At 73.1% G+C, this 18,723-nt stretch carries 19 protein-coding genes and 3 pseudogenes; 11 read left to right on the top strand and 11 right to left on the bottom strand.

Annotated elements, in window-relative coordinates; genetic code table 11:
* Positions 1-4 precede the first annotated feature (4 nt).
* Positions 5-2,482: a phosphoketolase family protein gene (locus tag E1212_RS01560; protein WP_131978242.1), complete on the bottom strand. Its 2,478-nt coding sequence runs from the start codon at positions 2,480-2,482 to the stop codon at positions 5-7.
* Between the two features lie 153 nt (positions 2,483-2,635).
* Here E1212_RS01560 and E1212_RS01555 point away from each other — a divergent pair, with 153 nt between their 5' ends.
* Positions 2,636-2,944, top strand: a complete 309-nt coding sequence (locus tag E1212_RS01555) for a hypothetical protein (RefSeq protein WP_131978090.1) — start codon at positions 2,636-2,638, stop codon at positions 2,942-2,944.
* 28 nt (positions 2,945-2,972) lie between these two features.
* Here the strand turns inward: E1212_RS01555 and E1212_RS01550 are convergent, their stop codons facing one another.
* From E1212_RS01550 to E1212_RS01525, 6 genes are all read right to left on the bottom strand, one after another.
* On the bottom strand, positions 2,973-3,851 hold the full coding sequence (locus E1212_RS01550) for a proline dehydrogenase family protein (RefSeq protein WP_131978087.1): 879 nt from the start codon (positions 3,849-3,851) through the stop codon (positions 2,973-2,975).
* A complete protein-coding gene (gene sigJ / locus E1212_RS01545; protein ID WP_203416150.1) occupies positions 3,848-4,786 on the bottom strand; it encodes an RNA polymerase sigma factor SigJ in 939 nt (312 codons plus the stop codon). Before sigJ ends, E1212_RS01550 begins: the two co-directional genes overlap by 4 nt.
* Entirely contained in the window at positions 4,735-5,178 is a 444-nt protein-coding gene (locus tag E1212_RS01540; protein ID WP_203416148.1) for a carboxymuconolactone decarboxylase family protein, read from the bottom strand. The genes sigJ and E1212_RS01540 overlap by 52 nt, the downstream gene beginning before the upstream one ends.
* Before the next feature lie 279 nt (positions 5,179-5,457).
* Positions 5,458-6,081: a superoxide dismutase gene (locus E1212_RS01535; protein ID WP_131978084.1), complete on the bottom strand. Its 624-nt coding sequence runs from the start codon at positions 6,079-6,081 to the stop codon at positions 5,458-5,460.
* Between the two features lie 114 nt (positions 6,082-6,195).
* Complete coding sequence (locus E1212_RS01530) at positions 6,196-6,855, bottom strand: acVLRF1 family peptidyl-tRNA hydrolase (RefSeq protein WP_131978081.1); 660 nt, start codon at positions 6,853-6,855, stop codon at positions 6,196-6,198.
* Between the two features lie 440 nt (positions 6,856-7,295).
* Positions 7,296-7,802 carry a DUF1990 family protein gene (locus E1212_RS01525; protein WP_162605251.1) on the bottom strand — a complete coding sequence of 169 codons (507 nt, stop codon included), beginning with the start codon at positions 7,800-7,802 and terminating at the stop codon, positions 7,296-7,298.
* Positions 7,803-7,863: 61 nt separating this feature from the next.
* On the opposite strand from E1212_RS01525, the gene E1212_RS29840 reads away from it, so the two are divergent.
* The 3 genes and pseudogenes from E1212_RS29840 (at position 7,864) to E1212_RS01515 (ending at position 9,196) form a co-directional block, all read left to right on the top strand.
* Positions 7,864-8,127, top strand: coding sequence for a hypothetical protein (locus tag E1212_RS29840; RefSeq protein ID WP_203416146.1), 264 nt, complete (start codon positions 7,864-7,866; stop codon positions 8,125-8,127).
* A gap of 38 nt (positions 8,128-8,165) precedes the next feature.
* Positions 8,166-8,330 carry a hypothetical protein gene (locus tag E1212_RS29835; RefSeq protein ID WP_203416144.1) on the top strand — a complete coding sequence of 55 codons (165 nt, stop codon included), beginning with the start codon at positions 8,166-8,168 and terminating at the stop codon, positions 8,328-8,330.
* Positions 8,327-9,196, top strand: a pseudogene (locus E1212_RS01515) (RNA polymerase sigma-70 factor). Before E1212_RS29835 ends, E1212_RS01515 begins: the two are co-directional and overlap by 4 nt.
* Positions 9,197-9,670: 474 nt before the next feature.
* Here the strand turns inward: E1212_RS01515 and E1212_RS01505 are convergent.
* Positions 9,671-10,612 carry a phosphatase PAP2 family protein gene (locus E1212_RS01505; protein ID WP_131978072.1) on the bottom strand — a complete coding sequence of 314 codons (942 nt, stop codon included), beginning with the start codon at positions 10,610-10,612 and terminating at the stop codon, positions 9,671-9,673.
* 54 nt (positions 10,613-10,666) lie between these two features.
* Entirely contained in the window at positions 10,667-11,812 is a 1,146-nt protein-coding gene (locus E1212_RS01500) for an epoxide hydrolase family protein (protein WP_131978069.1), read from the bottom strand.
* A 63-nt stretch (positions 11,813-11,875) separates the two neighbouring features.
* On the opposite strand from E1212_RS01500, the pseudogene E1212_RS30985 reads away from it, so the two are divergent.
* Together E1212_RS30985 and E1212_RS30980 are read left to right on the top strand one after the other, a co-directional pair.
* Positions 11,876-12,451, top strand: a pseudogene (locus tag E1212_RS30985) (helix-turn-helix transcriptional regulator); the annotation flags it as partial.
* A 234-nt stretch (positions 12,452-12,685) separates the two neighbouring features.
* Positions 12,686-13,075, top strand: a complete 390-nt coding sequence (locus E1212_RS30980) for a WCX domain-containing protein (RefSeq protein ID WP_476702850.1) — start codon at positions 12,686-12,688, stop codon at positions 13,073-13,075.
* Between the two features lie 188 nt (positions 13,076-13,263).
* On the opposite strand, the pseudogene E1212_RS30975 reads toward E1212_RS30980, so the two are convergent.
* Positions 13,264-13,506, bottom strand: a pseudogene (locus E1212_RS30975) (beta-L-arabinofuranosidase domain-containing protein); the annotation flags it as partial.
* Between the two features lie 29 nt (positions 13,507-13,535).
* Between E1212_RS30975 and E1212_RS01485 the strand changes: the two are divergent.
* The 4 genes from E1212_RS01485 to E1212_RS01470 all read left to right on the top strand — a co-directional run bounded on the left by E1212_RS01485 (position 13,536) and on the right by E1212_RS01470 (position 17,208).
* Positions 13,536-14,336, top strand: coding sequence for an SDR family NAD(P)-dependent oxidoreductase (locus tag E1212_RS01485; RefSeq protein WP_238992216.1), 801 nt, complete (start codon positions 13,536-13,538; stop codon positions 14,334-14,336).
* Positions 14,337-14,550: 214 nt separating this feature from the next.
* Positions 14,551-15,261, top strand: coding sequence for a FadR/GntR family transcriptional regulator (locus E1212_RS01480; protein ID WP_131978063.1), 711 nt, complete (start codon positions 14,551-14,553; stop codon positions 15,259-15,261).
* Positions 15,258-16,403, top strand: coding sequence for a galactonate dehydratase (gene dgoD / locus E1212_RS01475; protein WP_131978060.1), 1,146 nt, complete (start codon positions 15,258-15,260; stop codon positions 16,401-16,403). The genes E1212_RS01480 and dgoD overlap by 4 nt, the downstream gene beginning before the upstream one ends.
* A gap of 31 nt (positions 16,404-16,434) precedes the next feature.
* Positions 16,435-17,208 (top strand): maleylpyruvate isomerase family mycothiol-dependent enzyme, encoded by a 774-nt coding sequence (locus E1212_RS01470; RefSeq protein WP_203416138.1) that lies wholly within the window; start codon positions 16,435-16,437, stop codon positions 17,206-17,208.
* 6 nt (positions 17,209-17,214) lie between these two features.
* Here E1212_RS01470 and E1212_RS29180 read toward each other — a convergent pair whose 3' ends face one another.
* A complete protein-coding gene (locus E1212_RS29180; RefSeq protein WP_162605250.1) occupies positions 17,215-17,382 on the bottom strand; it encodes a hypothetical protein in 168 nt (55 codons plus the stop codon).
* A gap of 155 nt (positions 17,383-17,537) precedes the next feature.
* On the opposite strand from E1212_RS29180, the gene E1212_RS01465 reads away from it, so the two are divergent.
* Complete coding sequence (locus tag E1212_RS01465) at positions 17,538-18,722, top strand: winged helix DNA-binding domain-containing protein (protein ID WP_203416136.1); 1,185 nt, start codon at positions 17,538-17,540, stop codon at positions 18,720-18,722.
* Position 18,723 lies beyond the last annotated feature (1 nt).

Here is an 18,723-nt window from a genome sequence, read left to right as displayed (position 1 = left end):
GGGCTCAGCCCTCGGTCTGCTCGCCCTGCACCGGGCCCGGCGTCGCCTCGAAGTCGGCCGCGGTGTCCTCGCCCGCCCGCGCCGGCAGTCCGCGGGCCCGGGCGTCGGGCCAGGCCCACTCGGCCACCTCGGGGATGTCGGTGCCGTGCTCGCGGGTGTACAGGCGGGCACGCAGTCGCGCGTCGGCCATCCGCTGACGCAGCACCGCCTGCTCGGCGGCCAGCCCGGGCACGCGGTCGATGACGTCGATGACCAGGTGGTAGCGGTCGAGGTCGTTGAGCATCACCATGTCGAACGGCGTCGTGGTGGTGCCCTCCTCCTTGTAGCCGCGGACGTGGATGTTGTCGTGGTTGGTGTGCCGGTACGTCAGCCGGTGGATCAGCCACGGGTAGCCGTGGTACGCGAACACGACCGGCTTGTCCGTGGTGAACAGCGCGTCGAACTCGCGGGCGCTCAGGCCGTGCGGGTGCTCGCGCTCGTCCTGCAGCCTCATGAGGTCGACGACGTTGACGACGCGCACCCGCAGCTCCGGCAGGTGCTGGCGCAAGAGGTCGGCGGCGGCCAGCGTCTCGACCGTGGGGACGTCGCCGGCGCAGGCCAGGACGACATCGGGCTCGCCCTCGCCGCCGTCGCTGCTGGCGAACTCCCAGATGCCGATGCCGCGGGTGCAGTGGGCGATCGCCTCGTCCATGGTCAGCCACTGCGGCCCCGGCTGCTTCCCGGCCACGACGACGTTGACGTAGTCGCGGCTGCGCAGGCAGTGGTCGTACGTGGACAGCAGCGTGTTGGTGTCCGGCGGCAGGTACACCCGGATGACGTCGGCCTTCTTGTTCACGACGTGGTCGATGAAGCCGGGGTCCTGGTGCGAGAAGCCGTTGTGGTCCTGGCGCCACACGTGCGACGACAGCAGGTAGTTCAGCGACGGGATGGGCACCCGCCACGGGATCTCGCGGGTCACCTTCAGCCACTTCGCGTGCTGGTTGAACATCGCGTCGATGATGTGGATGAACGCCTCGTAGCAGTTGAAGAGGCCATGCCGGCCGGTCAGCAGGTAGCCCTCGAGCCAGCCCTGGCACTGGTGCTCCGACAGCATCTCGAACACCCGGCCGGTGGGCGAGAGCGAGTCGTCGGTGGGCAGCGTCTCGCCGAGCCACCGCTTGCCGCCGGCCGCCACCGCCGCCGACAGCCGATTGGACGCCGTCTCGTCCGGTCCCATGATCAGGAAGTTGTCCGGGTTGCTGGTGACGACGCCGGCCAGCCACCGGCCGAGCACCGTCGTCGGCTCGTCGATGACGCCGCCCGGCACCGGCACGTCGACGGCGAACTCGCGGAAGTCGGGGAGGTGCAGGTCGCGGGTGAGCAGGCCGCCGTTCGCGTGCGGGTTCGCGCTCATGCGCCGGGGTCCCGACGGCGACAGCTCGCGCAGATCGGGGTGGAGCCGGCCGTCGTCGTCGAACAGCTCCTCGGGCCGGTAGGAGCGCATCCACTCTTCCAGCAGGCGGGTGTACTCCTCGTTGCCGCGGACGGCGCTCATGGGCACCTGGTGCGAGCGGTAGGTGTTCTCGACCTGGTGGCCGTCGACCTCGCGCGGGCCGGTCCAGCCCTTGGGGGTCTTGAACACGATGGCGGGCCAGGCCGCCCGGCCGTCGAGGGTGCCCTCGCGCGCGTCGCGCTGGATGGTGGCGATGTGGTCGAGCACCTCGTCCAGCAGCGTGGCGAACCGGCGGTGCACCGACAGGTGGTCCTCGTCGTCGAAGCCGGCCTCGAACCAGTACGGCGTGTGGCCGTAGCCGGCCATCAGGTGCTCGAGCTCGCGTCGCGGGATGCGGGCCAGCACCGTGGGATTGGCGATCTTGTATCCGTTGAGGTGCAGGATCGGCAGCACGGCGCCGTCGGTGGCGGGGTCGAGGAACTTGTTGCTGTGCCAGGCCGTGGCCAGCGGGCCGGTCTCGGCCTCGCCGTCGCCGATACACGTCGCCACGGTCAGCCCTGGGTTGTCGAAGGCGGCGCCGTAGGCGTGCGAGAGCGCGTAGCCCAGCTCGCCGCCCTCGTGGATCGAGCCGGGCGTCTCGGGCGCGACGTGGCTCGGGATGCCGCCGGGGAACGAGAACTGCCGGAACAGCTCGCGCAGGCCGGCCTCGTCGTCGCCGACGTTCGAGTAGACCTCGCTGTAGGTGCCGTCGAGCCAGGCGGCCGACACCAGCGACGGGCCGCCGTGACCCGGCCCCGAGATGTAGATCATGTCGAGGTCGCGCTGGATGATCGCGCGGTTGAGGTGCGCGTACAGGAAGTTCTGGCCGGGCGAGGTGCCCCAGTGCCCCAGCAGCCGCGGCTTCACGTGCTCGGCCCGCAGCGGCTCGCGCAGCAGCGGGTTGTCGAGCAGGTAGATCTGGCCGACGGAGAGGTAGTTGGCCGCCCGCCACCACGCGTCGATGCGGGTCAGCAGGGCGTCGTCGATGGTCTGGCGGGCCTCGTCGAGCATCGTCGCCGCTCCTTCGGTGGGCTGCTCGTCAAGGACCAGCATGTACCCGCAGCCCGCGGACTCATACAGGTTTCTCAGGACCGTCTCCGGATGTTCTCAGCAACGCCGGACAGGATCGGTCCCACGAGCGAACGACCCTCACCCGGAGGCGGCATGTACGCGATCCCCACAGCGGCACACATCCTCGGCGTCACCCCCGCGGCCCTCGAGGCCGCCCTCCAGCGCGGCGAGACCATTCGCACCCTGGCGCTGGCCTGCGGACTCGACCCGGACCTGATGACCGAGGCGATCGTCGACGCGGAGACCGCCGACGTCGTCGCCCTGGCGTCGATCGCCGGGTTCGGGCAGGACGACGTCGCCGAGTTCACCCGCGAGCTGCGCGCCTACCTCGTGGCGTTCGTCGACGAGGGCGAGCCCGTGGCCGACCGGCTGTACGAGACCGCCACGCTGCTTCCCGCCTGAGGCCGAGGAGCTGCCGGGTGGCCGCGGGTCACGCCCCTTGCGCCTCGGCCACCCGGCGCATCCAGTAGCGGAACCAGCTGTCGCCGTACGGCGCGTAGACGCGCACCGGGACGCCGCGGCCGGCCAGCTCGCGGGCGTCGTCCTCGCGCACCCCCAGCAGCATCTCGACCCCGGCCCCGGGCAGCGCCTCGAGCAAGGACTCGCGCAGCACGCGGTCGTGGGTGGCCAGCACCGGCGGCGTCCCACCGGCATGCACCCGGTGGGCCAGCTTGACGAAGGCGACGCCGGTCTCGTCGCCCCAGCGGTGGGCGACCTCGGACGGCTCGAGGTAGGCGCCCTTGACCAGCCGGACCGGCACCCCGGCGGCCAGCAACCGGTCGACGTCGCCGGGACTGCGGCGCAGGTTCGCCTGGACGGTGGCCAGCACCGGCGCGCCCGCCTCGGCCAGGGCGACCGTGAGGTCCACGATGTGCGGCGTGCGGGCTGCCTCCTCGGCGCTGATCTCGAGCCGCGACCCGGCCGGCAGGATCTCGACCAGCTGCTCCACGTGCCGGCGGCAGACGTCGAGGCCGAAGTCGAGCCCGAGGTGCGACGGCACGATCTCGAGGTACACGTCGCCGCCGACGCCGGCCAGCGCGGTCGCCGCCTCGCGGTAGCCGTCAACCGTCGCCGCCAGCGCCTCCTCGTCGGCCGCGCCCTCGCCGAACAGGTCCAGGCTGACGGCGAGGCCGTCGCCGGTGAGGCGCCGGACGGTGCTCAGCGCCTCGTCCAGTGTCGTGCCGGCCACGTACCGGCGTGCCTGCGAGAGCGCGAGGTCGTGGGCCGGCGGGATCGCGCGGACCAGCGACTCCAGCTCGGTGCTGGTGGCCAGCGCGTACAGCCCCCGGCGGGCGAGCGAGGCGATCACAGGCCCGACGGTAACAGGCGCAGGCCGTGGAGCTTGTCGGGGTTGGTGACCATGAACACCGCCGAGATGCGGTCGCCGTCGACGCTGAAGGTGAGGACCTGGGGGCCGCCGCTCAGCGTGAGGATCGCGCCGGGGGCGCCGTTGAGCTCCAGGAGCTCGTGCGGCGGACGGCCGCGGGTGTGGATGCCGGCGAAGAAGCGGGCCACCCGGTCCGCGCCGGACACCGGGTTGCGAGCCGCCTTGGCCCGGCCGCCGCCGTCGGTCCAGGCGACCGCGTCGTCGTGCAGCAGGGACCGCAGGGTCGCCAGGTCGCCCTCGCGGGCCGCGACGAGGAACCGCTCCAGCAGGACGGCGTGCTCGCGGCGGCTGGGCGCGAACCGGCGGCGATCCTCGGCCAGCCGGGCGGTCGCGCGGCGGTAGAGCTGGCGGCTGTGCTCCGGCGTGCGGTCGACGATCCCGGCGATCTCCGCATAGGGCAGGTCGAACGCGCTGCGCAGCACGAACACGGCCCGCTCGACCGGGTCCAGCCGCTCCATCAGATGGAGGGTCGCCGTCGACACCGAGTCGCGCTGCTCCACCGTCTCGAGCGGGTCGAACGGCGGCGGGGCCGTGGCCACCGGCTCCGGCAGCCACGGCCCCACGTAGCTCGCGTGTGCCTTGCGCTCGCGCAGCCGGTCGAGGGCGAGCCGGGTCACGGTCCGTGACAGGTAGCGGCGCGGCTCGCGGACCTCGGACCGGTCGACGTCGCGCCAGCGCAGGTAGGCGTCCTGCACGACGTCCTCGGCGTCGCCGGTGGAGCCCAGCATCCGGTAGGCCATGCCGAGCAGCATCGGCCGGTGCCGCTGGACCTCGACGGCGGCGTCGGCGGGTGCCCCGCCGTCGGTCAAGCCGTCGTGGGCGGCTCGGCCCGGGTCGGTACGGTGATCCGGTTCCACACGTTGATTGTGCCGATCGTGAGCAGCAGATCGGCCAGTTCCTTCTCGGTGAACAGCTTCGCGGCCATGTCCCACACGTCGTCGGGCACGCCGCCGGGCCCCAGCCGGGTGGCCGAGTCGGTCAGCGCCAGGGCCGCTCGCTCGCGCTCGGTGAAGAACGGCGCGTCCTCCCAGGCGCCGACGGCGAACAGCCGGCGCGAGTCCTCGCCTGCGGCCAGCGCGTCGCGGCTGTGCAGGTCGACACAGTAGGAGCAGCCGTTGATGATCGAGGCGCGCAGCTCGATCACATGCATGAGTGTCGGGTCGACGTTGGCCTTCACGTACGCGGCCAGGCCGGCCACCGCGCGGTAGCCCTCGGGCGCCACTGCGGCCACGTTCATCCGTTGCGTCATCGTCGTTCCTCTCGGTGTGGGACGGGTGTGTCACCGAGACGACGGAGCGAGACCCGGCCGGCGTGACGGAACCGGGTGTGATGCCGCTGACACGAGCGGCGGCCAGGGCCTAGAAGCCCAGCAGGAGGCCGGCGAGCACCGACGCATACCCCAGGCACAGCGCGGCGATGCCGACCTTGACGGCCGTGGCGCGCCGGCTGGGCTGCGAAGGCGGTTTGAACACGCGGACCTCCGACGGTGGAGGGCGCCGGCCGGCTGCCGGCGCCCTCGCGAGCAGGGTCAGGGCGTGATGAGCCCCGAGGTCTTCGTGCGGGCCGTCTCGAAGCGGGTCGCGACGTCCGGCCAGTTGACGATGTTCCAGAACGCCGCCACGTAGTCGGGCTTGACGTTCTTGTACTGCAGGTAGAAGGCGTGCTCCCACATGTCCAGCATGAGGAGCGGGACGGTGCCGGCCGCGAGGTTGCCCTGGTGGTCGTAGAGCTGCTCGATGACCAGGCGCCGGCCGATGCTCTCCCACGCCAGGATGGACCAGCCCGAGCCCTGGATGCCGAGCGCGGCCGCGGTGTAGTGCGCGCGGAAGGCGTCGAAGGAGCCGAAGAACTCGTCGACCGCGGCGCCCAGCTCACCGTCGGGCTTGTCGCCGCCCTCGGGCGACATGTTGTTCCAGAAGACGGTGTGGTTGACGTGGCCCGCGAGGTTGAAGGCCAGGTTCTTCTGCAGCTGGTTGACCGTGTCGAGCTTGTTGGTGGCGCGTGCCTCCTCGAGCTGCTCGAGCGCGGTGTTCGTGCCGCTGACGTACGTCTGGTGGTGCTTGGAGTGATGGAGCTCCATGATCTGACCGGCGATGTGCGGCTCGAGCGCACCGTAGTCGTAAGGGAGATCCGGCAGAGAATAGGCGGCCATGCTTTTGAGCTTCCTCTCGACGACATCGTCAGGCGCGGGTCCTGTCATTGGCTAACCTACGCCTGCCCACAGGGCGCGACCACAAACGGACCGCAGTCGGTGGTGTCGGCCTGATCACGCCTCGGCGTCCGGTTCGGACAGGGTGATCCGAACCGCCCGGAATGTCGCCGGCGTGGCTCGGAGGACGGCGAGCTTCGGGTCCGGCACGGCCAGGTGCGGCAGGCCGCCGGCGCGGTCGCGGAGCCCGGCCAGCGCCGTCAGCCGGCGATCGGCGAGCACGTGGTCGACGGCGGCGCGGTCGCCCCCGGTGACGACGGCGTCGAGGTCGGCCACGTGCGGCAGCAGGATGCGCGCGGCGACGTCGGCGGCGGCCTCGAAGGCCTCGCGGGTCTGCTTCTCGCGCCGCCGCGCGAACCGCTGCTGCGACTGGCCGCCGGCGGCCGTGCGGCCCTGGACGTGCCGCGAGCCCACCTTCGACGCCACCAGCCGGGTCCCGGCGAAGACGCCGGCCGCGTAGCCGCCGCGGCGCACCAGCAGGACGGCGACCCGGCGCTCGCGGGCGGTGTGGGCGAGGAGACCGCCGTAGGGCGCCCCGGTGTCGAGCGGTTCCAGCGGCGGGAACGGGACCGCGCAGCTCGCCACCGCGCCATCGGCTGCCTCCACGACGACGGCGTCGGGCCCGGCCCGGTGCGTGGTGGTGCCGTGCCGGGTGGCGAAGCCGGCCAGCCAGCCGCCGAGGCGCTCCGGCGAGACGGTGAGGACGCGTTCGGGCATGCGACGAGGATGCCCTGTCAGGGCTCGGACGGGTGCGGGTGGTGCGGGAGGTTGCGACCCCGGCCTCCGCAGCGAGCCGGGGCCGCAACCGGTACCCGAACGTTGCCGCGGATCCGGTGGGTCGGCGGCTCTTTCTTGACCCCCGCCGGTTCGGACTCCACGGCACTCGTCGACATGGACCGTGATGTGACTTGGTCTGGGACACCGGGCCTCCACCCGATGCCGTCTGTGGTCCCTTCGGGCCGGTGGTCGACCGCCGGAAGGGCGAGAACGCGCCGACGACGACACGATCTCTCATTCGATTCCTACACCATACCGGACAGATCGTCGAGGTCCAGGTCACGTTCACCCGCTGATCATCTCGATGTGCGGGCGCGGCGCCGCCCTCGGCGTACGTCACGTACGTGACCTCGGCGTGGTGCAGCCGGCTGCTCGGCAGGTCAGCGCGAGGCGTCGGCGGCGATCGTGCGGGCGGCCGAGACGTAGCGGCGGGTGGCGATCGCCTGGGCCCGGCGGGTCAGCGGCCCGCCGAGCCGGGCGTACCACGTCGCCGCCCGGCTGAACGCCGTCACCGTGAACCAGAGGTCGTCGTGCTCGTCCAGGTCGGCGACGAAGGACTCCTCGCCGCGCTCCGGGTGGCCGGGCAGCGTGCCGTAGGCGTATCCGCCGCGGCGGTCCTCGTCGAGCACCCAGACGACCTCGCAGGGGATCCGCAGCAGCCCCGCGAGGGTGCTGGTCACGCGGACGCCCACGGCGGCGCGCGGTTGCGACGTGGCGACCCGCAGGCCGATGCTGCGGTGCAGCTCGAACGTGACGACGCCCTCGACGACGGCGTCGAACGCGGCCCGGCCGTGGCCGATCCGCTCGCGGACCCGGACGTGGTGGTAGCCGGCCGGCAGCGGCCCGCCGTCGCGGGTGGCGCCGACCTCGGGATAGGTGAAGGACATCAGCGCCCGACTCTGCCACAGCCCGATGTCACAACCGGGCACCTGTGCGTGTCTCAGGGATATGGCACGCATCTCCCTGGAACCGAAGCCCACCCTCGGCAACCGGCTGATCCGGCTGTTCCTGCGCCGCCGCTACGGCGTCGTGCTGGACCCGATCGCGGCCGCGGCCCACCAGCCGCACGTCATGCGAATCCTCAGCCGGCTCGAGGCCGGCGCGGAGAGGTGGCGCGTGCTCGACCGCGACCTCACGGCGCTCGCCCTGGCGACGTCCGCGCGGACGGGCTGCGCGACAGCGATCTCGCCACTGCGCGGGAGCGCCGGGTGACGGCCTGCGCCGAGGCCGTGACCGCCACGCCATCGGAGGTGACCGACGCGATGGTGGCGCGGCTGCGGGCCGATCCGAGCGAGGCCGAGCCGGCGGAGCTGACGGCGACCCTCGCGCTGGAGAACCTGCGCGACCGCGACGACGCCGCGCTGAGGCCGACCGGCCAGGGGTTCGAGGACCGCTGCGAGGTGCCGGCGCCGTGACGGTCGACGATCCCTTTCAACGGCACCGCGGCCTGCTGTTCACCGTCGCCTACGAACTGCTGGGCAGCGTCGCCGACGCCGAGGACGTCGTGCAGGACACCTGGCTGTGGTGATCCGCCGACGATCGCGGCGACGTCCTCGAGCCCAAGGCGTACCTCGTGCGCATCGCCACGCGGCTGGCGCTGAACCGGCTGCGGACCCTGCGCGCTCGCCGCGAGACCTACGTCGGGCCGTGGCTGCCCGAGCCGCTGCTCACCGGGCCCGACGCCGCCCGCCCGGTCGAGATGGCCGCGGACGTCTCGATGGCGATGCTGGTCGTGCTCGAGACGCTCACGCCCGTCGAGCGGGCCGTGTTCGTGCTGCGCGAGGTGTTCGGCTTCCCGTATGACGAGATCGCGACGTCGCTGGACCGCAGCGAGGCGTCAGTGCGGCAGGTCGCGCACCGGGCCCGCGACCACGTGCGGGCGCGGCGGCCGCGGTTCGACGCCGACCCCGGTCAGCGGGCCGAGGTCACCGAGAGGTTCCTGCGGGCCTGCTTCGAAGGCGACCTGACCGCCCTGCTCGAGGTGCTGGCGCCGGACGTGGTCATGACGAACGACGGCGGCGGCAAGGTGCGGGCGGCGCTACGGCCGGTCGTGGGCGCCGACCGCGTGGCGCGGTTCATCCTCGGCATCCGCGACCGGGGTGAGCTGGCCGGCTTCCGCTTCGAGGCGGTGGAGCTCAACGGCCGGTCCGGGTTCGTCGGCTGGGTGGGCGACCAGGTGGAAGTGGCGGCGATCGTCGAGACCGCGGACGGCCGGGTGACCCGGCTGCTGTCGTTCCAGAACCCGCAGCGGCACAGCGGTCTCGGGCGGGCCGCCGACTAGCGTCCCGCTCCGGCCGGCCGGCATGGCGGATATTGACACAACCTGATGCCGGGCGACCGGATGCCGGGACGTTCGGTGAGGTTTTGCGGCTATTTCAGAAAGGCGACCGGTCAGAGCCGGGTCACCTTGGGGTTCGGCAGGGCGATGCGGCGTACCGCGGTGCCGAAATCGACGTGCACCTCGTGCTCGCCGGGGACGCTGACCACGCGGCCCAGGCCGTGACGATCGTGAGTGAGCAGGTCATCGACGGAAAACTTCTGGACGGGGGGAGGAGCGACGGGGCGGAACGGACTCGAAGGAAAAACAGGCCTCGCGGCCGGTGTACGAGAGGTCATTCTGTCAGTCTGCCGTTCTGGGGAGCAGATGTGTAGCCCTCTTTGGAAGACTATGTCAACTCTTGACCATCAGTTCGGCGGGCAACGTTGAACACGTGTTCGCCGTCGTGCGGCAGTCTGCTGTGACAGCAGCGAACTGCTAGGACGCCGCACCCGAGACCCCGGCCGTGGTGGTCCGGCCGGAAATCCTCCCGGTGGCCGACGGCGCCCGGCTGGCGACCTGGTGCGCCACCAGGATCGCCGCGAAGGCGAGCGCCGTCACCGCCACCACCCCCAGCGCGGCGCCCACGTACGCGGTCGCCAGATCGGACCGCTCGGTGACCGCGCCGGCGGTGTTCAGGACGTCGCGGGTGCGCAGCAGCGCCGAGGCGGCCATGGCGCCGGCGACGCCGCCCGCGACCACGAACAGGCCCGTGACGACTGCCGTCGGGGTAGTGCCGACCGGCAGCACCGGCATCTTCTCGGGGCTGCTGACGGCGGTGAGGACGGTCGTCAGCCCGGCCCACGCCAGCACGACGGTGATCGCGGCGACGACGTCGGACGGACGGTGCCAGCCGCCGACCATGGTCGAGACGCCGGTGAGGGCGGTGTACCCGGCGCCCACGACAGCGACCGCCGGCCGCGCCCGTCGCGGCACCACCAGCACCAGTGCGGCCGCGACGCTGGCCGCCACCGTCGTGTGCCCGCTCGGCAGCGAGTTGCCCAGAGGGCCGGTGTCCTCGGCCAGCCGCGGCCGGTCGAGCACCGTGCGCTTGAGCACCTGGGTCGTCAGGTTGGCGCCGCCGACCAGGACGATCACCTGCAGGGCCAGCAGCCAGCGCTGCCGCAGCAGCGCGATCAGCGCGGCGGCGCCGAGCACGACGACGACGAAGGGGACGGACACGATGTCGAGCACCTGCTCCGCGCCGGACCAGAGCGTCGACCTCCCGATGCCGGAACCGCGGAAGGCCACCTGGTCGATGCGCTGCCCGACGGCGGTGTCGACGAACCAGCGCCAGCTCGCCCACGTGCCGAGCGCGCCGGCCACGAACACGAGCAGGCCGAGGACGACACCGCCAGGCCGGGGCGAGTAGGCACGCATGCTCCGAGGGTAATCAGGCTTCCTGTGAATCCCGGTCGACCGACCCGCCGCGCGTCACCTGACCTGGGCGAAGAACGCCCGGATGTCGGCGACATGTCCGGCCGGCTCCTCCATCGCGACGAAGTGGTGCCGCCCCGGGTTGCCCTCGGGCCAGTGCACGATCGTGTTGTCCTCCTCCGCGAGCCGCCGCATCAGCGGGGAGCCGCCGCCGTAGACGCCCGACGGCACGGCCTTCTGGCCCTCGGGCCACTCGAACCGGGCGCCGCCGCCGTCCGCGCCGGCCAGCCCTTCGTACATGGGCCAGGACGAGGTCGCGGCCGTCTTGGTGAACCAGTAGACGCTGACGTTGTCGAGGAACAGGTCGCGGTCGATCACGTCGAAGAGCGGCTGGTCGGACATGGAGAACTCGTGGAACTTGTGCGCGTGCCAGGCCAGCAACGCCACCGGTGAGTCGTGCCAGCCGTAGCCGAAGGTCTGCGGCGCGACCCGCAGCAGCGCGTGGTGGTCGACGCCGCCGGCCATCCACTGCTGCATCATGTCCCACTCGGCCCGCTCGGCCTGCGTCATGCCGGGCACGTCGTCCTCGGTCGGGAAGCCGAACCCGCCGTCGATGTGCACGCCGACGACGCGGTCAGGCTGTCGCCGGGCGAGCTCCGGCGCGACGTACGCGCCGAGGTCGCCGCCCTGCGTCCCGTAGCGGTCATAGCCGAGCCGCTCCATCAGCTGCCCGTACATCACCGCGACCGAGCCGATGCCGAACCCCGTCGTGCGCGGGGCCGCCGAGAAGCCGAAGCCGGGTGCCGAGGGGACGACCACGTGGAACGCCTGCGCCGGGTCGGCGCCGTGCGCCCGCGGATCGGTGAGCAGCGGGATCGTGCGCACGAACTCGACGAACGAGTTCGGCCAGCCGTGCGCCAGGAGCAACGGCAGCGCGTCCGGCTCGGGCGAGCGCACGTGCAGGTAGTGCAGGCCGAGGCCGTCGATCTCCTCGACGAACTGCGGGAACGCGTTGAGCCGGGCCTCGCGGGCGCGCCAGTCGTAGCCGGTGCGCCAGTACTCGGCCACGTCGCGCACCCAGTCCGCCGGGACGCCACGCTCCCAGCCGTCGCCGGGCAGCTGCGGCGTCCACCGGGTGCGGGCCAGCCGCTCGCGCAGGTCGTCGAGGTCGGGCTGCGGGATGTGGATGCTGAACGGTGTCATGGTCGTGACGCTAGGACGCATCTAGGTCTGCTCATGTCCTAGTTCTGCGTCATCCTGGTCGTCATGAGCGATACGCCCGGGCGGCTGCTCGCGTTGCTGTCCCTGCTGCAGACGCCTCGCGAGTGGCCGGGCAGCGAGCTGGCGCAACGCCTGGGCGTCAGCCCGCGCACCGTCCGCCGCGATGTCGACCGGCTGCGCGACCTCGGCTACCCGGTCGAGGCGTCGCTGGGCGCGGCCGGCGGCTATCGGCTGGTCGCGGGCGCGGCGCTGCCGCCCTTGCTGCTCGACGACGAGGAGGCCGTCGCCATCGCCGTCGGGCTGCGCGCCGCCGCCGGATCCGCCGTCGCCGGCATCGAGGAGGCGTCGGTGCGGGCGCTCGGCAAGCTCGAGCAGGTGCTGCCGGCCAGGCTGCGGCACCGGGTGCGGACGCTCGGGGCGGCGACGCTGCCGATCGGGGTGGACGGACCCGTGGTCGACCCCGAGGTGCTGACGGCGCTGGCCGCGGCCGCCGCGACCCGCGAGCGGGTCCGGTTCCGCTACACCTCCGCCGACGCGTCGGAGTCGGGCCGGCTGGTCGAGCCGCTCGCGCTGGTCCCCTCAGGCCGTCGCTGGTACCTCGTCGCCTGGACCGTCGACCAGTCGCCGACCGGACGGTCCTCGTCCGGGCCGTCCTCCGGACAGCCTGGGGCTGGAGAGTCTGGGGCCGGTCGGTCTGGGGCTGGAGAGTTTGGGGCCGGTCGGTCTGGAGCTGGGCAGTCCCCGCCCGGTTGGGAGGGTCCTCCTACCCTACGGGCGGGTACCGACACGCTCGGCCGCGTCACCCCCGGCGGGCCGCGACGCGACGGCGACGCCGGCGACTGGCGGACCTACCGGGTGGACCGGATCGCGCGCGTGCAGCCGACCGGCGTCCGCATCCGCGAGGAACGGGCGCTGCCGGCCGCAGATGCCGGGGCCTACGTCGCCGGGCGGCGGACCGACTGGGGCACACCCGAACTCCACGTGAAGGTCTCGTTCGACGCGCCGATGAGTGCGGTCGCCGGCCGGCTCGGCGACGGGCCCGGGCAGGTGATCGCCGTCGACGAGGCGAGCTGCCGGCTCGACGCCCGCCGCGACGACTCGATGCCCTGGCTGGCCGCCCGCTTGGTGATGCTCGGCTGCCCCTTCACCGTCGAGTCACCGCCGGAGTTGGTCGCCGCCGTGCGCGCCCTCGCCGGCCGCGCCGCCGCCGCCGTCCACCTCACTCCTGAGTCGATCTTGGAGTAGTGCGACGATCGCGGGGCGAAATGTCCGATGGATGCCGCGGTTGCTCCACGATCCACTCCGCGATGGGGGGGGTCAGCGTGCCCGCGCAGCGGCCGGTCGTCGAGGTAGTACTCCGGGCCGATGGCGTGGTGCTCCAGCGTGTCATGGCCGCGCCGGGCCAGGAGCCGTCCGGCCAGGTCGAGGTAGCGCTCGCGGCCCGTGACCCGGGCCGGCTCGACCAGCGCCGCCTCGACCTCGGGGTGCCCGTCGATCCGCGTGTCGTCGTCGCGGCCGAACGTCTCGACGGCGTGGTCGGCGGCGGCCAGCGCGGCCGCCGTCAGGTCGTCCTCGGCGCCGCCGCGCAGGCGCGCCACGCCTGCCTGAATCAGGTGGCCGTAGCAGTACAGCTCGAAGCCGTGACTGAGGTCGGTGTACTTCTGCCATATAGTCATACAAAATGATGAATGGTAGGTTGCGGCGGGTGAGCTCTGGAGAGACCGAGGCGGTTCTGGCGCCTCGGTACCGCGGCCGCGTGGCGCTGGTGACCGGCGCCGCATCGGGCATCGGGGCGGCGACGGCGCAGCGGCTGGCGGCCGAGGGCGCGCACGTCGTGCTCTGCGACGTGTCGGAGGTGTCCTTGTCGGCCGCCGTCGATCTGGTCGTGTCCGCGGCGGACCGGTCCGGGTTCGGCGGGTCCGCCTCGGGTGTGCCGCTGGACGTCGCCGATGCCGACGGGTGGACGGCGTTGGCCGCGCGGCTGGCGGACGCTCACGGGCGGCTGGACCTGTTGCACTCGAACGCCGCCATCGCGGTCATCGAGCCGGCCGACCGGCTGAGCGTGCCCGACTGGGACCGGCAGATCGCCGTGAACCTCACCGCCTCGTTCCTGGCGGTGCGGGCGCTGGTGGAGTTGCTGGCGCGCAGTGGCGGGTCGATCGTGCTGACGTCGTCGGTGCATGCCCACCGGGGCCTGCCCGGGCGGCCCGCGTACGCCGCGACCAAGGGGGCCCTGTTGTCTCTGGGTCGCCAGCTCGCCGCCGAGTACGGGCCCGACGTGCGGGTGAACACCGTCGTCCCCGGCCCCATCCTGTCGCCGGCGTGGGACCAGGTCAGCGAGCCCGACCGTGCACGCAGCATCCGCGCGACGACGCTCGAGCGGTTCGGCCGGCCTGAGGAAGTGGCCTCGGTGGTGGCGTTCCTCGGCTCCGCCGATGCGTCGTACGTCACCGGGGCGAGCCTCGTCGTCGACGGCGGCTGGAGCGTGACGGCGGACTCGGCATGATCGACGACGGCGGCCGCTTGGGTGCCGCCGACCGGTGGTCGGTCCCCGCCCGGCCGGGTGGGAGGCCCACCCTACGGGCGGGCACCGACGAAGGCGCGCACACGAACCGGCCCGCACCTCCTCGCGCCACGCCGGTCACACTGCCGGCCGGATCTGCCGACGGACTTGCAGACGGGCTTGTTGCGGGCCGGGCCTCGGATCGGGGGCGGCCGGCGTGAGCGGGTCGCCCTTTCGCGGCATCCACGGCGCCGTCGTGGCGCATCTCGGCGAGCTGATCGTCCGCGGCGACGTCACGCCCGGAGCCACGCTGGACCCCGCCCTGCTGGAGCGCGACCTCGGCGTGAGCCGCACCGTCGTCCGTGAGGCGCTGCGTGTCCTGGCCGCCAAGGGCCTGGTCGACGCCCGGCCGAAGCGCGGCACCGTCGTCCGCCCGCGCGAGGAGTGGTCGCTGCTCGACGGCGACGTCCTGCGCTGGCAGGCGCAGCACCACGCCGACGACGCGTTCCTGGCCGATCTCGCCGAGGTGCGCGACATCGTCGAGCCGGCCGGGGCACGGCTGGCGGCGGCCCGGCGGACCGACGCCGACCTCGCGACGCTGACCGATGCGCTCGCGATCATGGCCGATCCGGACGCCTCCGTCGACGCCGTCGTCGAGGCGGATCTGGTGTTCCACCGGGCGTTGCTCGCCGCCGCGGGCAACCAGCTGCTGCGGCAGATGGAGCAGGTCATCGCGACCGGCCTGCGCGCCCGCGACCTGCTGGTGCACGGCCGGGGACCGTGGGCCGACAGCGTCCCCGCCCACCGTGCCGTCCGCGACGCCGTCGCCGCCCGCGACGCCGACGGCGCCGAGCGCGCCATCCGTGACCTGCTGTCCCAGGCCGACCGCGACGTCCGGGCGATCGCGTCCGGAAAGGAGTCCGAGTGAAGATCACCGAGATCGAGACGTTCCTCGTCGCGCCGCGCTGGCTGTTCTGCCGCGTCGCCACCGACGAGGGGGTCGTCGGCTGGGGCGAGCCGGTCGTCGAGGGGCGGGCCGACACCGTCCGCACCGCCGTCCATGAGCTGTCGGACTACCTGGTCGGCCAGGACCCGCTGCGCATCGAGGACCACTGGCAGGTCATGACGAAGTCGACGTTCTACCGCGGCGGGCCGGTGCTCTCCAGCGCCGTCGCGGGCCTCGACCAGGCGCTGTGGGACATCGCCGGCCAGGTGTACGGGGCCCCGGTCCACGCCCTGCTCGGCGGCCCGGTGCGCGACCGCGTCCGCATGTACACCTGGGTCGGCGGCGATGAGCCGGCCGAGGTCGCCGACGGTGTCGCGGCGAAGGTGGCCGAGGGGTTCACCGCCGTCAAGATGAACGGCAGCGCCGCGCTGGGCCCCATCGCCACCAGGGCCGAGACCGACGACGTGCTGGAGCGACTGGCCGCGGTCCGTGAGGCGCTCGGCCCGGATCGCGACGTCGCCGTCGACTTCCACGGCCGGGTCTCGCCGGCCAACGCGCGCCGGCTGCTGCCGCTGATGGCGCCGCTGCATCCGCTGTTCGTCGAGGAGCCGGTGCTGCCGGAGCTGGGCGCGCAGTTCGCGTCGGTCGTCGCATGCAGCTCGGTGCCCATCGCGACCGGCGAGCGGCTGTTCGGCCGGCGCGAGTTCGTCGAGCCGCTGGCCGCCGGGGTCAGCGTCGTGCAGCCCGACATCTCGCACGCGGGCGGCATCTCCGAGGTCCGCCGCATCGCCGCCCAGGCCGAGGTCGCGGGCGCGACCCTGGCGCCGCACTGCCCGCTCGGCCCGATCGCGCTGGCCGCGAGCCTGCAGGTGGCGTTCGCGACGCCGAATTTCCTCATCCAGGAGCAGAGCCTCGGCATCCACTACAACGTGGGCAACGACCTGCTCGACTACCTCGTCGACCCCACGGTCCTCCGGTTCGTCGAGGGGTATGTGGAGCGGCCGACGGCGCCCGGGCTGGGCATCGCGGTCGACGAGGCCGCCGTCCGCCGCGCCGACGAGGCCGGGCACCGCTGGCGCGCCCCGGTGTGGCGGCACCGGGACGGCTCCTTCGCCGAGTGGTGAGTGTGCCGGACGCAAGCTCTACGATGCGCTCGTGGCGACCCGGCTGGGACTCGACGGCCATGTGACGCTGCTGCGGCACAGCGGCGCGGTGCTGCTCGACGCCGCCGCTCGGGCCGGGCTCGGCGCACCCGTCCCCACCTGCCCCGCGTGGGACGTGCGGGCGCTCGTCACGCACCAGGGCATGGTGCACCGCTGGGCCGCGGCGCACCTGCGCGGCGAGAAGGACCACGACCCGAAGACCTCGGTGGCGGCGGCCCAGGCGGCGCCCGATCTGCTGGCCTGGTTCGCCGACGGCCTCGAATCGTTGATCGGGACCATCGCGGCCACGCCCGACGACGCCGAGGCCATGGTCTTCCTGAAGGACGCGCCGCCGCCGCGCCGCTTCTGGGCCCGCAGGCAGGCGCACGAGACCACCATCCACAGCGCCGATTCGCTGGCGGCGGCGCTCGGCCGGGCGCCGACGGCGTCGGACGTCACCATCGCGCCGGAGCTCGCGGCCGACGGCGTCGACGAACTGCTGTGCGGTTTCATCACGCGCGGCCGCGGCAAGCTGCGCACCGACGAGCCGTACACCGTCGCCGTCCGGGCCACGGACACCGGCGACGCGTGGACGCTGCGGGTCGAGCCGGACGCGCTGACGACGACGGCGGGCGCTCGGGCGGGCGCGCAGCCCGACGCCGAGTTCGCCGGTACCGCCGCACAGCTCTACCTCGGCCTGTGGAACCGCGGCGCCGAGCTCACCGCGACCGGGCGGCCGGACGTGCTGCGCGACTGGCGGTCGCAGGTGCGGGTGCGCTGGAGCTGAGCCGGGTCAGCCGACGGCGGACGAGCCGTTGAACTGCTGCGGCAGGTCGTCCGAGGACCCGCCCTGACTCATGATCGCGACGACGGCGCCGACGGCGATGGCGATGCCGATGAGGATGACGACCGCCAGCTCCGTCCGGTAGCGGCGTTCTTCCGTTGCCTTGTGCTGACTCACGGTGCCCCCCGAGCAGTCCACGTACTGAGAAGAATCGTGCCAACCTCATACATTACGGACACTGTCAACCGGATCACGGAGATCGTTCCCGTTCCGTGGTCCGATGAATCCCGGACATTCCGACGTTGTCGGACGGCCGTGCGAGGATCGGAATCGTGCTCACCGTCAGCCCCGAACAGCGCCGCGTGCGCCTGCTGCGCCGCCACCACCTGGCGCGCGAGACCGCCGCCGCGTCGGTGGCCGAGGCGGTCGCCGGCATGGTCGTCCTGCACGCCACCGATCCCGCGTCGGTGTATCTGTCCGCGCTGGCCAGGGTGCCTGCGGCCACGCTCGGCGACGTGTCGGCCGCGCTCTACGACGACCGCTCGGTGGTCAAGCTCATCGCCATGCGCCGCACCATGTTCGTCGCGCCGGCCGACTTCGTGCCGGTCGTCCACAGCGCCGCCGGGCTGGCCATCGCCCAGCGGCTGCGCCGCCAGCTGGTCCAGCACCTCAGCACGTTGCCCACCGACCCGCCGCTCGAGGGTGACGTCGCGGCCTGGCTGGCCGACGTCGAGACCAGTACCGAGAAGGCGCTCGACGAACGCGGCGAGGCGCTGGCCACCGAGCTGGCCAAGGCCGAGCCGCGGTTGCGCACCGCCGTCCTGCCCACCACCGACAAGAAGTGGGACGTCAAGCAGAACATCACCAGCCGGGTGCTCACGCTCATGGGCGCCGACGGCCGCATCGTGCGCGGGCGGCCCGCGGGCACCTGGCTGTCGCGGCAGCACCGGTGGGCGTCGGTCCGCCGCCTCTGGCCCGACGGCCTGCCCGACATCCCCGAGGCCGAGGCCAGGGTCACGCTGGCCCGGCGCTGGCTCGAGGTGTTCGGCCCGGCCACCGTGGCCGACCTGCAGTGGTGGACGGGGTGGACCCTCGGCGTCACGCGCCAGGTGCTGGCCGCACTCGACACCGTCGACGCCGACCTCTCCGGCGTCGCGGGCGTGGTCCTGGCCGACGACACCGAGCCCGCCGCCGACGTCGCGCCCGTGGCCACGCTGCTGCCCGCCCTCGACCCCACGCCCATGGGCTGGCAGCAGCGCGACTGGTTCCTCGGCCCGCACCGCGACGCGCTGTTCGACCGTAACGGCAACATCGGCCCGACGGTGTGGTGGGGCGGGCGGGTGGTCGGCGGCTGGGGCATGGGCGGCGGGACGATCCGGTGGCGGCTGCTCGAGGACGCCGGCACCGAGGCGGCTGCCGCCGTCGAGCAGGCGGCCGGCGACCTCGAGGCGCGGCTGGGCGGCGCCACGGTCATCCCGAGCTTCCGTACCCCGCTGGAACGCGAGCTCGCCGGCTGAC

Source organism: Jiangella ureilytica (assembly GCF_004348545.1).
GTDB classification, from domain to species: Bacteria; Actinomycetota; Actinomycetes; order Jiangellales; family Jiangellaceae; genus Jiangella; species Jiangella ureilytica.
This window is presented reverse-complemented; position numbering and strand designations above follow the sequence as displayed.

What these genes read in the sequence shown, in the direction of transcription:
- E1212_RS01540 (WP_203416148.1), bottom strand. Translation starts at nt 5,178, where the DNA reads ATGACGCAACGGATGAACGTGGCCGCAGTGGCGCCCGAGGGCTACCGC.
- E1212_RS01500 (WP_131978069.1), bottom strand. Translation starts at nt 11,812, where the DNA reads ATGACACCGTTCAGCATCCACATCCCGCAGCCCGACCTCGACGACCTG.
- E1212_RS01530 (WP_131978081.1), bottom strand. Translation starts at nt 6,855, where the DNA reads ATGCCCGAACGCGTCCTCACCGTCTCGCCGGAGCGCCTCGGCGGCTGG.
- E1212_RS29840 (WP_203416146.1), top strand. Translation starts at nt 7,864, where the DNA reads ATGGCACGCATCTCCCTGGAACCGAAGCCCACCCTCGGCAACCGGCTG.
- E1212_RS01555 (WP_131978090.1), top strand. Translation starts at nt 2,636, where the DNA reads ATGTACGCGATCCCCACAGCGGCACACATCCTCGGCGTCACCCCCGCG.
- E1212_RS01505 (WP_131978072.1), bottom strand. Translation starts at nt 10,612, where the DNA reads ATGCGTGCCTACTCGCCCCGGCCTGGCGGTGTCGTCCTCGGCCTGCTC.
- E1212_RS01525 (WP_162605251.1), bottom strand. Translation starts at nt 7,802, where the DNA reads ATGTCCTTCACCTATCCCGAGGTCGGCGCCACCCGCGACGGCGGGCCG.
- E1212_RS01560 (WP_131978242.1), bottom strand. Translation starts at nt 2,482, where the DNA reads ATGCTCGACGAGGCCCGCCAGACCATCGACGACGCCCTGCTGACCCGC.
- E1212_RS01535 (WP_131978084.1), bottom strand. Translation starts at nt 6,081, where the DNA reads ATGGCCGCCTATTCTCTGCCGGATCTCCCTTACGACTACGGTGCGCTC.